Source organism: Microbacterium sp. S308A+, from assembly GCF_049800815.1.
GTDB lineage: Bacteria > Actinomycetota > Actinomycetes > Actinomycetales > Microbacteriaceae > Microbacterium.
The window spans coordinates 982,338-995,900 of record NZ_JBNAFT010000001.1 but is presented as its reverse complement, the minus strand read 5'-3'; the positions used below and the strand labels follow the sequence as shown (position 1 = coordinate 995,900).

13 protein-coding genes and 1 tRNA gene are annotated in these 13,563 nt (G+C 70.6%); 9 read left to right on the top strand and 5 right to left on the bottom strand.

From position 1 onward, the window contains the following. Nucleotides 1-72 precede the first annotated feature (72 nt). Nucleotides 73-1,176, top strand: coding sequence for a methionine ABC transporter ATP-binding protein (locus ACP15J_RS04665; protein WP_424980844.1), 1,104 nt, complete (start codon nucleotides 73-75; stop codon nucleotides 1,174-1,176). Beyond that, nucleotides 1,176-1,835: a methionine ABC transporter permease gene (locus ACP15J_RS04660; protein ID WP_424935224.1), complete on the top strand. Its 660-nt coding sequence runs from the start codon at nucleotides 1,176-1,178 to the stop codon at nucleotides 1,833-1,835. Before ACP15J_RS04665 ends, ACP15J_RS04660 begins: the two co-directional genes overlap by 1 nt. A gap of 144 nt (nucleotides 1,836-1,979) precedes the next feature. On the opposite strand, the gene ACP15J_RS04655 is transcribed toward ACP15J_RS04660, so the two are convergent. From ACP15J_RS04655 to ACP15J_RS04645, 3 genes are all read right to left on the bottom strand, one after another. Beyond that, nucleotides 1,980-2,924 carry a pseudouridine synthase gene (locus ACP15J_RS04655; RefSeq protein WP_424935225.1) on the bottom strand — a complete coding sequence of 315 codons (945 nt, stop codon included), beginning with the start codon at nucleotides 2,922-2,924 and terminating at the stop codon, nucleotides 1,980-1,982. Nucleotides 2,925-2,937: 13 nt separating this feature from the next. Next, nucleotides 2,938-3,447 carry a MarR family winged helix-turn-helix transcriptional regulator gene (locus ACP15J_RS04650; protein WP_424935226.1) on the bottom strand — a complete coding sequence of 170 codons (510 nt, stop codon included), beginning with the start codon at nucleotides 3,445-3,447 and terminating at the stop codon, nucleotides 2,938-2,940. A gap of 73 nt (nucleotides 3,448-3,520) precedes the next feature. Further along, nucleotides 3,521-3,985, bottom strand: coding sequence for a GNAT family N-acetyltransferase (locus tag ACP15J_RS04645; RefSeq protein WP_424935227.1), 465 nt, complete (start codon nucleotides 3,983-3,985; stop codon nucleotides 3,521-3,523). 135 nt (nucleotides 3,986-4,120) lie between these two features. Between ACP15J_RS04645 and ACP15J_RS04640 the strand changes: the two genes are divergently transcribed. The 6 genes from ACP15J_RS04640 to ACP15J_RS04615 all read left to right on the top strand — a co-directional run bounded on the left by ACP15J_RS04640 (nucleotide 4,121) and on the right by ACP15J_RS04615 (nucleotide 9,719). Further along, nucleotides 4,121-4,192: transfer RNA gene (locus ACP15J_RS04640), tRNA-Gln, on the top strand. Nucleotide 4,193: 1 nt separating this feature from the next. Beyond that, nucleotides 4,194-5,627 (top strand): bifunctional UDP-N-acetylglucosamine diphosphorylase/glucosamine-1-phosphate N-acetyltransferase GlmU, encoded by a 1,434-nt coding sequence (glmU, locus tag ACP15J_RS04635; protein WP_424935228.1) that lies wholly within the window; start codon nucleotides 4,194-4,196, stop codon nucleotides 5,625-5,627. A gap of 9 nt (nucleotides 5,628-5,636) precedes the next feature. Continuing rightward, nucleotides 5,637-6,671, top strand: coding sequence for a ribose-phosphate diphosphokinase (locus ACP15J_RS04630; RefSeq protein ID WP_424935229.1), 1,035 nt, complete (start codon nucleotides 5,637-5,639; stop codon nucleotides 6,669-6,671). A gap of 73 nt (nucleotides 6,672-6,744) precedes the next feature. Then, complete coding sequence (locus tag ACP15J_RS04625) at nucleotides 6,745-7,221, top strand: FMN-binding protein (protein ID WP_424935230.1); 477 nt, start codon at nucleotides 6,745-6,747, stop codon at nucleotides 7,219-7,221. Nucleotide 7,222: 1 nt separating this feature from the next. Then, entirely contained in the window at nucleotides 7,223-8,089 is an 867-nt protein-coding gene (locus ACP15J_RS04620; RefSeq protein ID WP_424935231.1) for an FAD:protein FMN transferase, read from the top strand. A 40-nt stretch (nucleotides 8,090-8,129) separates the two neighbouring features. Beyond that, entirely contained in the window at nucleotides 8,130-9,719 is a 1,590-nt protein-coding gene (locus ACP15J_RS04615; RefSeq protein ID WP_424935232.1) for an FAD-dependent oxidoreductase, read from the top strand. Nucleotides 9,720-9,762: 43 nt separating this feature from the next. On the opposite strand, the gene ACP15J_RS04610 is transcribed toward ACP15J_RS04615, so the two are convergent. After that, nucleotides 9,763-11,424, bottom strand: coding sequence for a sensor histidine kinase (locus ACP15J_RS04610; RefSeq protein WP_424935233.1), 1,662 nt, complete (start codon nucleotides 11,422-11,424; stop codon nucleotides 9,763-9,765). A gap of 10 nt (nucleotides 11,425-11,434) precedes the next feature. Further along, nucleotides 11,435-12,166: a response regulator transcription factor gene (locus tag ACP15J_RS04605; protein WP_424935234.1), complete on the bottom strand. Its 732-nt coding sequence runs from the start codon at nucleotides 12,164-12,166 to the stop codon at nucleotides 11,435-11,437. 94 nt (nucleotides 12,167-12,260) lie between these two features. Between ACP15J_RS04605 and ACP15J_RS04600 the strand changes: the two genes are divergently transcribed. Next, nucleotides 12,261-13,547, top strand: a complete 1,287-nt coding sequence (locus ACP15J_RS04600) for an FAD-binding oxidoreductase (protein WP_424935235.1) — start codon at nucleotides 12,261-12,263, stop codon at nucleotides 13,545-13,547. The last annotated feature ends 16 nt before the right edge of the window (nucleotides 13,548-13,563 follow it).

Sequence of the window (13,563 nt, the reverse complement as noted above, 5' to 3'; positions counted from 1 at the left end):
GAGTACGAGAGAATCGGGCGGCGCCGAGTGCGCCGCCCGATTCCCGTCCGTCCGAGACCCCGGAGCACCGCCATGCCGATCGTCAGCCTGAGCCGCGTCACCAAGACGTATCCGCCTACGGGCCGTGACACCGCCGAGGTCGTCGCGGTCGACGACGTCACCCTCGACATCGAGAGGGGCGACGTCTACGGGATCATCGGCTACTCGGGCGCCGGGAAGTCGACGCTCGTGCGGCTGATCAACGCACTCGAACCGGCGACCTCGGGGGGCATCACCGTCGACGGCATCGACATCACCCTGCTCGGGGAGCGGGAGCTGCGCCGGATCAGGGGCGGAATCGGGATGATCTTCCAGCAGTTCAACCTCTTCTCGGCCAAGACGGTCAAGGCGAACATCGCCTACCCGCTCAAACTCGCCGGCTGGGCCAAGGAAGACATCGACGCGCGAGTGGCCGAGCTTCTCCAGTTCGTCGGCCTCGCAGACAAGGCGAGGTCCTACCCCGAGCAGCTCTCCGGGGGACAGAAGCAGCGCGTCGGGATCGCCAGGGCGCTCGCGACCCGACCCGCGATCCTCCTCGCCGACGAGGCCACGAGCGCGCTCGACCCGCAGACCACGCATGAGGTGCTGGAGCTCCTCGCCCGCGTCAACCGGGAGCAGGGCGTCACGATCGTCGTCATCACGCACGAGATGGACGTGATCCAGACCCTCGCCACCAAGGTGGCCGTGATGGAGAAGGGAAGGGTCGTCGAGCAAGGCGACGTGTTCGAGGTCTTCTCCCGTCCGAAGAACCCTGCATCGCAGCGGTTCGTCGGGACGGTCATCAAGGGCATCCCCTCGCCGGCTGAGCAGGCGTCGCTCCGGGCCAGGCACCAGGGGCGCCTCGCGACGTTCTCGTTTCGTGACGGCGACTCTTCCCAGGCGCGCGTCTTCGTCGACCTCGCCGAGGCGGGGCTGGAGTTCGAGCTCGTCTATGGCGGCATCAACGACATTCGCGGGCGTGCGTTCGGGCATCTGACCCTCGCGATCCGGGGCGAGGACGCGACTGTCGACGCCGCTCTCGCCACGATCCGCTCGCATGCGACGGTGACCGAGATCGACGGCCCGGCCCAGGCGACGGGCCGTGCCGATACGCCCGGCCGAGCGGAACCGTCTGACCGAGGCGAGGGGGTGCGCTGATGGATCGGCTCATCGAGCTCCTGCCGGACTTCTGGAAGGCCGCCGGCGAGACGCTGTACATGACGACCATCGCCCTCGCGATGGCGGGCGTGCTCGGCACGATCATCGGGATCGGTCTGTACATCACCCGGCCAGGGGGTCTGCTGCCGAACCGGCCGATCGCCCTGCTCATCGGCCTCCTGGTCAACTTCTTCCGCCCGATCCCGTTCGTGATCTTCCTCGCGGTCCTCCAGCCGTTCACCCGGCTCGTCATCGGAACCGGCATCGGCATCAACGCGGGCGCCTTCGCGATCGGCATCGCGGCGGCGTTCGCGATCGGGCGCATCGTCGAGCAGCACCTCGTCTCCGTCCCTCCCGGGGTGATCGAGGCGGCCCGCTCCATGGGCGCCGGGCCCTGGCGCATCCTGCTCACCGTCGTGATGCCGGAGGCGCTCGGCCCGCTGATCCTCGGGTACACGTTCGTCGTCGTCGCGCTCATCGACATGACGGCGATGGCCGGCGCCGTCGGCGGCGGTGGTCTCGGCGCGTTCGCCCTGGTCTACGGCTTCCGCCAGTTCGAGCCGCTGGTGATGTGGGCCGCGATCGTGCTGATCGTCGTGTTCGTGCACCTCGTGCAGTCGCTCGGCACGTGGCTGGCGCGGGCGATCATGCGACGCTGACCGCCCGTCCGCCCGGTCAGCCGGATGGCTGAGGAAATTCCGATTGCAGGGCGACCCGCCATAGATTTCTCCTGCAGGCGGAGGAATCTCATGCATCCGTCCTTGAGATCTCGGAGAGAGGAACCCCCCTCCTGGGTGAAGGAGTCACCGTCCCATCGAGGGCGCCTCCTGCAGCGTGCGTCTGGTGCGGAAGACGCGGGGTTCGCCGGAGAGCGGATCGGTGAAGCGGAGCTCGCGGGCGAGCAGCTGCAAGGGGCGGGTGAAGTCGTCCGGTCGCTCGGGGAGGAGGACCGGATAGAAGCCGTCGTTGAGGATGCCCGCGCCCAGTGCCGCGAGATGCACGCGCAGCTGGTGCATCCGCCCGCTGTGCGGACGCAGGCGCGTATGGAGCACATGGTCGTCGGCGCCGATCAGCTCGATGCGGGTCTCGGCGTTCGGCTCGCGGTCGGGGTCGACGCGGACGCAGACGTTCCCGCGCCGCTTCTCGATGTGATTCCGGTAGACGATCGGGAAAGACCGGCCATCGAGCGCGGGGGCAGCGGGATCCCAGCCTTCGGGGAGAGCGGAGACCGCCTCGTAGACCTTCTCGACGCGGCGGTTCTCGAAGAGCAGCTGATACGCGCCGCGCGTCTGCGGTCGAGCCGAGAACATCAGCAGCCCGGCGGTCGCCCTGTCCAGGCGGTGGATCGGGGTGAGCTCGGGGAGGGCGAGCCGGTTGCGCAGACGCACCAGCGCCGAGTTCTGCAGGTACTTGCCGCCGGGCGTGGTCGGCAGGAAGTGCGGCTTGTCGATCACGACGAGATCGTCGTCGACGTGCAGGATCTCCTCGACGAAAGGGATCTCGCGCTCGACCGGCGGCTCGCGGTAATACCAGACGAACTCGTGTGCGCCGAGCGGGGTCGTCCTGGCGAGCGGCGCGCCGTCGCGGGAAACGATCTCGCCGCGATCGAAGCGGGCGAGCAGACGCTCGGGGTCGAGGTGGAAGAAGCGTTCGGCCATGTACGCCGAGATCGTCGGCCATGGACCGTCGTGGGGGACGTGCAGCCGGGTCGCACCGACGCCGTCGCGCACCGGGAGCGGCGAACGCATGCCCATCGACGCCTCAGACGTCGACGCTCAGGCTGAGCTTGCGCAGCAGCGAGGCCAGGCGTTCGCGGTCGGTGCGGGGCAGGGCGGCGAGCAGGGTCGCCTCGGCGTCGACCAGACGGGTGATGGCGGCGTCGACGCGCACCCTGCCGTCGTCTGTGAGGGTGACCAGAACGCTTCGTCCGTCGTCGGGGTCCGCCTCACGACGCACGAGGCGGCGTCCGACAAGCCGGTCGATGCGGTTCGTCATGGTGCCGCTCGAGACCAGGGTCTGCTGCAGCAGCTGCTTGGGGGAGAGCTGGAACGGCGTCCCCGCCCGGCGGAGCGCCGAGAGCACATCCCACTCCCAGGGCTCCAGGTCGCTGCGGCGGAAGACGTCGCGGCGGGCACGGTCGAGCAGTCGAGAGAGACGATCGACGCGGGAGAGCACCTCGAGCGGCGCGAAGTCGAGGTCGGGGCGTTGTGAGTCCCACGCGGAGACGATCCGGTCGACCTCGTCGCCGGTCGCGGGATCGCTCGTGCTCATCCGTCCATTATCGCGCGGCTCTGGCGTCACGGCAGGCCTCTCCGCGTTCTTCCGGGGCCCGGAGCCCTGGGGCTCAGGAGAGACGCAGCGAGAGGAACAGGCTGTGCGGATCGTCGACGTAGGCGCCGAACGGCTCGCACTCCTCGAAGCCGGCCTTGGCGTAGAGACGGTGCGCCGGCCAGAAGAAGTCCGCGGCCCCCGTCTCCAGCGACACACGCCCGACCCCGCGTGAGCGCGCGTCATCGAGCAGGGCGCCCAGCATCGCGGCACCGATCCCGCGGCCCCGGTGCGACGGGGCGGTCCGCATCGACTTGAGCTCCTCGTGCCCCGGCTCGACCGGGACGAGCGCGCCGGTGCCGACCAGAGCGTCGTCGTCGAAGGCGAGGAGGAGTCGCGCATCGGGAGCGAGCAGACGGGCGGTGCCCTGCGCGTGCCGGCTCGCCTCCGGGGCGGTCGGCTCCATGTCCTGCAGGTGCGCGACGATGAACGCCTCCAGCTCCGGGGTCGAGGAGCGGGCGCGGTCGATGCGGATCGTCATGGGTCCACGGTGCCGCACCGCGATGACGGCGGTGTTACGAACGGGTTCCGCAGAGGTCACGGCTGACGAGGGGCGGGCGGGGCTCCCGGGTGACGCATGGCAGAATTGGCGATGGTGCGGGAAGTCCCGCCGCAGTCCGCCGTGGTGTAATGGCAGCACGACAGCCTTTGGAGCTGTGAGGTCTAGGTTCGAGTCCTGGCGGCGGAGCATGACCGGAAACCATCTCGCCATCGTCGTCCTGGCCGCGGGGCAGGGCACGCGCATGAAGTCGCGGCTTCCCAAGGTCCTGCACCCGATCGGCGGACGCCCCCTGGTCGGTCACGTCCTCGCCACCGCCTCACGGCTCGGCGCCGAGCACATCGAGATCGTCGTCCGGCACGAGCGGGACCGCATCGTCGAGATGCTCGAGGCCGACTTCCCCGACGTCGTCGTCGTCGACCAGGACGAGATCGCCGGCACGGGGCGCGCGGTCCAGGTGGCGCTGGATGCGCTGCCGGCGGGGTTCGACGGCGACGTGCTCGTGCTCTCCGGCGACGTCCCGCTGCTGGAGGAGGCGACACTGCGCCATCTCGTCGACGAGCACAGGGCGGCGGCGGCGGCGGCAACGGTCCTCAGCGCCCTCGTCGATGATCCGACAGGCTACGGCCGGGTCGTCCGCGACGCCGACGGAGACGTCGCGCGGATCGTGGAGCAGAAGGACGCCGCGCCCGACGAGGCTGCGATCACCGAGATCAACTCCGGCGTCTATGTCTTCCGCAGCGGCCCCCTGCGCGCCCACCTGGCGCAGGTCGGCACCGACAACGCGCAGGGCGAGATGTACCTGACGGCCGTGATCGGCCTCCTCCGGGGCGCGAACGAGAAGGTCGGGGTCGAGGTCGCCGACGACGCCGCGGCCACGTTCGGGGTGAACGACCGCGCTCAGCTCGCGGAGGCCGCCCGCACGCTGAATGACCGCATCGTGCGTCGTTGGCAGCGGGAGGGCGTCACGATCCTGGATCCGGCGACCACCTGGATCGACGATGACGTCACCCTCGCACCCGACGTGACCATCCTCCCCCACACGCAGATCCTGCGCGCCACGACCGTCGCCGAGGGAGCCACGATCGGCCCTGACACCACGCTCGTCGGCTGTGAGGTGGGCGAGGACGCGGCGATCCGGCGCACGGACGCGAACCTGGCCGTGATCGGTGCGAGGGCGACGGTGGGCCCGTTCTCCTTCCTACGCCCCGGCACGGTCCTGGGGGCAGGTGGAAAGATCGGCGCGTACGTGGAGACGAAGAACGCCGAGATCGGCGAGGACAGCAAGGTCCCGCACCTCTCGTACGTGGGAGACGCCACGATCGGTCGGGGTGTGAACCTCGGGGCGAGCACCATCACCGCCAACTACGACGACGTCCACAAGCACCGCACCGAGATCGGCGACGAGGTGCACACCGGGTCGCACACGGTGCTCGTCGCGCCGGTTAGGCTGGGTGACGGAGCGAAGACCGGCGCCGGCGCGGTCGTCCGCAAGGACGTCCCGGCCGGCGCGTTGGCCATGAGCGTGGCCCCTCAGCGCAACATCGAGGGCTGGGTCGAGAACAACAGGGCAGGCACGGGAGCAGCGGATGCGGCGGCTCGGGCGAACAGAAAAGCGGAATAGGCGGGTCCGATGGGGCAGAAGAAGAAGACGGTCGAGCTGGATCGCGAGAACGGGGTCGCCCCCGGCCTCATCGCCAAGACGAAGAAGCGGCTCGTCGTCGCAGGCGGACGCTCCCACCCCGCGCTCACCGCGGCCGTCGCCGAGGCCCTCGGCACCGAGATCGCCCCGGTCGAGCACCGCACGTTCGCCTCCGGCGAGATCTACGCCCGCTTCGAGGTCTCGATCCGTGGATGCGACCTGTTCATCGTCCAGTCCTTCGGGGAACCGGTGAACGAGTGGCTCATGGAGACGTTGATCATGCTCGACGCAGCCAAGCGTGCATCGGCCAAGCGGATCACTGTCGTCGCGCCCTACTACCCGTACTCCCGCCAGGACAAGAAGGGCCGCGGCCGCGAGCCGATCAGCGCCCGTCTCGTCGCCGACATGCTCAAGACCGCCGGGGCCGACCGTGTCATGAGCGTCGACCTGCACGCCGCGCAGATCCAGGGCTTCTTCGACGGGCCCGTCGACCACCTCTTCGCCAAGCCGGTCCTGCTGAACCACTTCGAGGAGACGCTGACCGCAGAGGATCGCGCGACCCTCACGATCGTCTCTCCCGACATGGGCCGGGTGCGTGTGGCGGACACCTGGTCCGACAGCCTGGACGCGCCGCTCGCGATCATCCACAAGCGTCGCGACCCGAAGGTCGCCAACCAGGTCTCCGTGCACGAGATCGTGGGAAGTGTGGACGGGCGCACCTGTCTCCTCGTCGACGACATGATCGACACCGGAGGCACGATCGTCAAGGCGGCGCAGGCGCTCAAGGCCAACGGCGCCCGCCGCGTGATCGTCGCGGCCACGCACGCGATCTTCAGCGACCCGGCGAACGAGCGTCTGCAGGACCCGGCGATCGACGAGGTCGTGGTGACCGACACGATCCCGCTGACCGAGTCACGGCGCTGGGAGCAGCTCACCATCCTCCCCATCGCCCCTCTGCTCGCCCGCGCGATCCGGCAGGTGTTCGAGGACGGCTCCGTCACCAGCATGTTCGGCGGCGACGCGTAGGCCTCGTCCGCCTGCGCCGCCGAACGGGCGGCGCTCAAAGGGCGCTCATAGGCGACTCGTCGATGCTGTTCGCATGAACATCTCGCCTTCGGTCCGCCACGGATCCGCGCTCGCCGGCATCGCCGGAGTCCTGCTCCTCGCCGGCTGCGCCGGCTCGCCCACGGCGAACGAGGCCGAGGGGACAGCCGGAGCCGGCGGCACGGGGAGCACGCCGTCGTCGCCCGCCCCGTCGGCGGCCTCGGGCTCATCCGGTGCGTACAAGGACGGGACGTACACGGCGGACGGCTCGTATCGGACGCCGGAGACGGTGGAGAAGATCACGGTCACGGTGACGCTCTCCGGCGGCGTCGTGGACAAGGTCGAGGTGACCGGCGACCCCCAGGCGCGAGAGACCGAGCAGTATCAGGGCCAGTTCATCGGCGGCATCTCGGAGCAGGTCGTGGGCAAGCCGCTCGGCGAGATCTCCGTGACCAAGGTCGCGGGATCCTCTCTCACGGGTCAGGGCTTCACCCAGGCGATCGAGAAGATCCGCGCCGAGGCGGCCTCCTGAGGTGGACGCCCCGGCGCCCCCGTGGCGGTTCGAGGCGATCGGCACCGCCTGGGAGATCGGCACAGGGCGGTCTCTGAGCGCCGAGGACAGGGGCGCCGTGACGGCGCTCATCGAGGACTTCGATCGCACCTGGTCGCGATTCCGTGCGGACTCGGTCGTGTCGCGGCTCGCCGCGTCCCCCGGGGCGGTCCCGCTGCCGGACGACGCCCCGCCGATGCTCGATCTCTACACGGAGCTCGCCGAGGCGACCGAGGGCGCGGTCAACCCGCTGGTGGGGGAGAGCCTGGCCCGCCGCGGCTACGACGCGACGTTGAGCCTTCGGGACCGTGGCGCCGTCCCCGCTCCTGCGGGCTGGCGGTCGACGCTTACCTGGTCGCCGGACGAGCTCGTGCTGTCGGAGACGGCGATGATCGACGTCGGAGCGATCGGCAAGGGGCGTCTCGTCGATCTCGTCCATGCCCTGCTCCGATCGCGGGGGTACGGCGAGGTCATCGTGGACGCGAGCGGGGATCTCGCCGTCAGCGGTCCTTCTGTGCGCGTGGGACTCGAACACCCGTACGACCCCGCGCTCGCCATCGGCGTGGTCGAGCTGCGTGACCGCGCACTGTGCGCTTCCGCGGTCAACCGGCGAGCCTGGGGCGACCGGCTGCATCACGTCCTCGACGCGCGCACCGGGGAGCCGGTGCGGACGATCGCGGCGACGTGGGCGATCGCGCCCTCGGCGATGGTCGCGGACGCCGCGGCGACGGCGCTGTTCTTCGACGGGGGCACTGCCTTCGCGCATGCACAGGGTGTGGAATGGGTGCGGATGACGACGTCAGGGGCCGTGGAATGGTCACCGGGATCGTCGGCCGAGCTGTTCCGCTGATCGGTCCGCTCGAGATCGATCCGACGAAGGGAAGGTTCGCATGATCGCACTGCTCACCGCGTCGCGGCAGCGGGTGCTCGGCGTGCTCGGGCGGATGTCGATGTACCGGCTCACGCTCTGGATGCTCCTCTCTCTCCTCATGGTCGCGCTGATCTGGAGCGTCCTCGGAGTTCTCTCGCCCACTCCGCTCGAACTCCTGGCGACCACGGGCGTTCTCGTGACCGCGGTGATGCTCGTGGACGCGGGGGCGCAGCTGCTGTTGAAGGTCCCACGGCGTGTGGAGTCCTCGCTGATCACCGCGCTCATCCTCGTGTTCGTCATCCCGCCGGGCACGAACCCGGACCAGCTGGGCGCCGCAGCCCTGGCCGGCGTCGTCGCTGCGGCATCGAAGTACGTCCTCGCCTGGCGTGGACGCCACGTCTTCAACCCGGCCGCCGTCGCCGCGACGGTGCTGACGCTGTCCGGGCTCGGCTTCTCCGCCTGGTGGGTGGGAACGCCTGCGCTCGCGATCCCGGTCTTCGTCTTCGGGCTCGTCGTGCTGTGGCGGACCGAGCGCGTGCGGGTGGTCGTGCTGTTCGTCGTGGTCGCGGTCGTCGTCGCGATGGTGCGCTCCGGCGTCCAGGGAGCGGCGGCCGGCCTCCCTGCCGACCCCTGGGCCGATCTCACCCTCGCGCTGGTCCAGTCGCCGGTGCTGTTCCTCGGCGCGTTCATGCTGGCCGAGCCCCTCACACTGCCACCGCGACGCTGGCAGCAGTTCCTCGTCGCCGGGACGGTGGGCGTGCTCGTCGGCTGGCCGATCGCGCTGGGGCCGATCACTCTCGGGCAGGAGCGGGCTCTCCTCGTCGGAAACCTCCTCGCCTTCCTCCTCGCCCGCCGCGGCGGCCTGCGGCTCGCCCTCGAAGGGCGCCGTGACGTGACCCCGACGGTGCGGGAGCTGACCTTCCGTCTGCGTCGCCCGGCGCAGTTCGCGCCGGGACAGTATCTCGAACTCCAGGTCCCGCATCGGCACCCGGACGACCGGGGCACCCGGCGCGAGTTCAGCATCGTCTCCGCGCCGGAGGAGCTCCCTCATCTGCGGATCGCGTACCGCGAGGCGACCGGAGCGAAGAGCGGCGAGACGGGCCAGGAGGCGGCGAGGCACCGCCCGGAGTCCAGCTATAAGCGTGCGCTCGCGGCGGTGCAGGTCGGAGACGTCCTCAGCGCGACGGGGATCTGGGGTGACTTCACACTCCCGCGTGGCTCCTCCCCCCTGCTGCTCGTGGCCGCGGGGATCGGCGTCACGCCGTTCGTCTCGCAGCTCGGCCACCTCGCACGGACGGGGGCGGCCGCACGGCGGGACGTCGTGGTGGTGCTCGTGGCCTCGTCCCGGGCCGAGACCGCGTATCTCGACGAGATCGCGGCGGCCGGCGTCCCCGGGGTCGTCGTGACCCCGGACGAGCCCGGCGGCGTGCCGGACGGCTGGCGTTGGGCCGGAGGAGGGCGGCTGGACGCGGAGACGCTCGCGGAGCTGGTGCCGGACCTCTCGAGCCGTCACGCCCTCGTGTCAGGCCCTCCGCGCCTCATCGCCGACCTCGCTCCCGCGCTGCGCCGATGCCGCCGGGTGACGACCGACGCCTTCGCCGGGTACTGAGCTGAGCACCACGCCCGGCGTAGCCGCGGGGTGAGCCTCGCTCTCAGCGGGCGGTCGCGCCGCCCGGGGAGTCGTCGGACGAGGGGTTGCCCACGATGAGGTGCTGGCCGCGGCCGTGATCCGCCCGGACGTCGGCGGGCGGATCCGGCGCCGTCGCCTCTTCGACGGGGGCGGCAGAAGCACTCGGGGCGTCCGGCGCGCCGTTCGCATGATCCGTGGGACGGAGGCGGGGGAGACGGACCTCGAACGTGGTGGAGCCCGGTTCGCTCTCGACACGGATCACGCCGTCGTGTCCCTCCACGATCGCCTTGGTGATCGCGAGCCCCAGACCCGTGCCCCCGGTCGCCCTGGTGCGGGAGCGGTCGCCACGGGCGAACCGCGCGAACAGCTCGTCACGGACGGACGGGTCGATCCCCGGTCCGTCGTCGTGGATGCGGAGCACGGCGGAGGTCTCGTCCGTCGTGAGCGTCACCGTGATGCGCGTGTCCGCCGGGGTGTGAGTACGCGCGTTCGCGAGCAGGTTCGCGATGACCTGCTGCAGGCGGCCGGCGTCGCCCAGAACTGTCACCGGCTCGCCCGGCACGTCGAGCTCCCAGAGGTGGTCGTGGGCGGTCGGGCGGGCGTCCTCCACGCCTTCGATCGCGAGGAGCGTGAGATCCACTGGGGTGTGCACGAGCTCCTGCCCCTCGTCCAGCCGGGCGAGGAGGAGGAGATCCTCGACCAGCCGGGTCATCCGCAACGACTGTGCCTGGATCCGCTCGAGGGCGGTGTGCGCGGTCTCCGGGAGGTCGGTGGACCGCAGGGACAGCTCGGAGTATCCGCGGATCGACGCCAGCGGGGTGCGCAGCTCGTGGCTCGCGTCCGCCACGAACTGCCGCATGCGCTCCTCGTTGCGCTGGCGCGCCGCGAGAGAGGTGTCGACGTGGTCGAGCAGCGTGTTGAGGGCCGCGCCGACGCGTCCGATCTCGGTGTGGGGGTCGGCCTCGGCGTCGGGGACACGCTCCTGGATCGAAACGTCGCCGCGGTCGAGCGGCTGGTTCGCGACACGGGTCGCCGTGGTCGCCACCGCACGCAGCGGGCGCAGGCTGACCCGGATGGCGATCGCGGTCGTGACCGCCAGGAGGATCAGGCCTCCGGCGGTGGCCAGGGCGATGACGGTGAACAGCGACGACAGCGTGTGCTGGATCTCGGTGCGAGGCAGGCCGATGAGCATCGTGAACGGCTGCGTCTGCGCACCGTTCAGGCTCGACCGGACGCTGTCGACGCGCACCGCGATCAGCTGGTACGAGCCGAAGGACCCGATGGTCATGACGTTCTCGCCGTCCTGGACGGTCTGTACCGCGCTCTGAACAGTCTCGGCGTCGACCTCCACGGTCCGGCCGAGCGGCCCCACGACACTTCCGCTCGCATCCTCTGAGCCGCGGACGAAGAGCGCCAGCCCTCGGGGCACGTACTGGGAGTCGAGGATCTGCGCGGGGGAGGGCGTCGTCTGCGTCATGCCCGCCCGGTACTGCGCAACCCTCGTCAGCTGGTCCGCGGTGGAGCGCAGCTCGGCGTCCAGGCTCCCCTCGAGGGCGCGACCGAGGAAGACGCTCGTCGTCACGGCCACGATGACGAGGATCAGCGAGACGATGCCGATCACCGCCGTCATGAGCTGCGTCTGCAGCGTGGGCGGACGGCGATGGAGCACGCGACTCGCGAACATCGGGTGCCGCCTACTGCGGGGTCTTGATCATGTAGCCGACGCCGCGCACCGTGTGGATGAGCGGGGTGCGCCCCGCGTCGATCTTCTTGCGGAGGTACGAGATGTAGAGCTCGACGACGCTCGAACGCCCGCCGAAGTCGTAGCTCCAGACGCGGTCGAGGATCTGCGCCTTCGACAGCACGCGTCGCTCGTTGCGCATGAGGTACCGCAGGAGCTCGAACTCGGTGGCGGTCAGCTCGATCTCGACGCCGTCGCGGATCACCTCATGGCTGTCCTCGTTGAGGGTGAGGTCGCCGACTTGGAGCACCGAGTCGCTGGCGTCCGTCGCGGCGACCCCGCTGCGACGGATGACGGCGCGGAGCCGAGCGACGACCTCCTCCAGGCTGAACGGCTTGGTCACGTAGTCGTCGCCGCCCGCGGTGAGACCGGCGATCCGGTCGCTCACCGCGTCCTTCGCGGTGAGGAAGACCACGGGGACCATGTTGCCGGCCTCGCGGAGGCGCTTGAGCACCCCGACGCCATCGAGGTCGGGCATCATCACGTCCAGGACCAGGGCGTCTGGTCCGAACTCGCGCGCGGTCTGCAGCGCTTCGAGCCCGGAGCCGGCGGTTCGCACCTCCCAGCCCTCCATCCTCAAGGCCATCGAGAGCAGGTCGGTGAGCATCGGCTCGTCGTCGACCGCGAGGATGCGGAGGGGGCCGCCATCGGCACGGCGCAGCTCGGACGGCACGTGATCGTTCATGTCGTCATCATCCGCCAGAATGCTATGACTTTCCTATGAGGACCACGGTCTCGGTGGCATGGTCGGTGTCGGTGGCATGGTCTAAGGTCACGGCATGACTGCAGAGAGCATGAGCGAGGCAGCAGGCGAGACAGAACCGTGGCGTGCGGCCGCGGCGGAGACGGCGCACCCCCGGGATGTGGCCGAGGTCGCCGCGGCGGTACGAAGAGCAGGTGCCGAGGGGCGAGCGATCGCGGTGCGGGCCGGTGGCCATGGGCACTGGACTCCGGAACCAGGGGCACTGACGATCGACCTGCGCGCCCTCGCGTCGGTCGAAGTCGAGGGCGCCAGGGTGCGCATCGGCGGGGGAGCGCTGTGGCATGAGGTCGCGGAGCAGCTCGCGCCGCATGGTCTTGCCATCAGCTCCGGCGACACCGCGACGGTGGGCGTCGGCGGTCTCACCCTCGGCGGGGGCGTCGGCTGGATGGTCCGGGCCTGGGGGCTCGCGGCCGACCAGCTGCGGGGCGCGCAGGTCGTTGTGGCGGACGGGCGGATCGTCGAGGCCTCGGCGACCGAGAACCCCGAGCTGTTCTGGGCGCTGCGTGGCGGCGGCGGCAACCTCGGCGTCGTCACGCGCTTCGATTTCGAAGCCCATTCGCTCCCCGGCATCGCATTCGCGGACCTCAAGGCCGCCGACGATCACGGCGCCTTTCTCCGCGCGATGAGAGACGTCCTGCGCGATGCTCCGCGCGAGCTCACCACGACGTTCATGGACGTGCCTCCGATGGATCCGAGCGCGCCTCCCGGGGCAGGTCTCACGGCGGTCTGGGCCGGCCCCGAGCCGGAGCGGCTCGCCGGGGTCCTCGCACCGGTGCGCGCCCTTCCCGGCGTGGCGGGCGAGGTGACCACACCGTCCTATCGGGAGATCCTCATGGAGATGCCGGCGAACGACGGCCCCGCGGAAGAGCAGGGGCCTCCCGGCTTCCTCGGCGGGAACGGCCTGTTCGCCGAGCTCGACGACGACCTCATCGACCGGCTCGTCGCCTTCCGGCGCGATCACCCGGCCTCGGTGACGTTCGTGCGTTCCCTGGGCGGCGCGTTCGGCGACGTGCCCCAGGCTGAGACCCCCTTCCCCGGACGCGGGGCGTCCTGGTTCGTGATGGCAGGCGCCTTCGACCACCCGGGGATAGACGAGGAGAGCCGGACTGCCGCGCTGCGGGACTGGGCTGCGATCGGAGCGCGACGCCTGAGCGGGTACGGCAACTTCACCGATGCCGCATCGGGAGAGGACGTGCGTCGGATGTACGAGCCCGAGGCGTTCGCGCGCCTGGCGCGCATCAAGGCCGAGTGGGATCCGCGGAACCTCTTCCGCACGAACCACAACGTCCCGCCGACGGCCTGACCCGGCTCGCAGCCCG

Excerpts from the sequence above, each read along its gene's own strand:
- ACP15J_RS04665 (WP_424980844.1), top strand. The coding sequence starts at position 73 with ATGCCGATCGTCAGCCTGAGCCGCGTCACCAAGACGTATCCGCCTACG.
- ACP15J_RS04660 (WP_424935224.1), top strand. The coding sequence starts at position 1,176 with ATGGATCGGCTCATCGAGCTCCTGCCGGACTTCTGGAAGGCCGCCGGC.
- ACP15J_RS04655 (WP_424935225.1), bottom strand. The coding sequence starts at position 2,924 with ATGCGTTCGCCGCTCCCGGTGCGCGACGGCGTCGGTGCGACCCGGCTG.
- ACP15J_RS04650 (WP_424935226.1), bottom strand. The coding sequence starts at position 3,447 with ATGAGCACGAGCGATCCCGCGACCGGCGACGAGGTCGACCGGATCGTC.
- ACP15J_RS04645 (WP_424935227.1), bottom strand. The coding sequence starts at position 3,985 with ATGACGATCCGCATCGACCGCGCCCGCTCCTCGACCCCGGAGCTGGAG.
- glmU (WP_424935228.1), top strand. The coding sequence starts at position 4,194 with ATGACCGGAAACCATCTCGCCATCGTCGTCCTGGCCGCGGGGCAGGGC.
- ACP15J_RS04630 (WP_424935229.1), top strand. The coding sequence starts at position 5,637 with ATGGGGCAGAAGAAGAAGACGGTCGAGCTGGATCGCGAGAACGGGGTC.
- ACP15J_RS04625 (WP_424935230.1), top strand. The coding sequence starts at position 6,745 with ATGAACATCTCGCCTTCGGTCCGCCACGGATCCGCGCTCGCCGGCATC.
- ACP15J_RS04615 (WP_424935232.1), top strand. The coding sequence starts at position 8,130 with ATGATCGCACTGCTCACCGCGTCGCGGCAGCGGGTGCTCGGCGTGCTC.
- ACP15J_RS04610 (WP_424935233.1), bottom strand. The coding sequence starts at position 11,424 with ATGTTCGCGAGTCGCGTGCTCCATCGCCGTCCGCCCACGCTGCAGACG.
- ACP15J_RS04605 (WP_424935234.1), bottom strand. The coding sequence starts at position 12,166 with ATGAACGATCACGTGCCGTCCGAGCTGCGCCGTGCCGATGGCGGCCCC.
- ACP15J_RS04600 (WP_424935235.1), top strand. The coding sequence starts at position 12,261 with ATGACTGCAGAGAGCATGAGCGAGGCAGCAGGCGAGACAGAACCGTGG.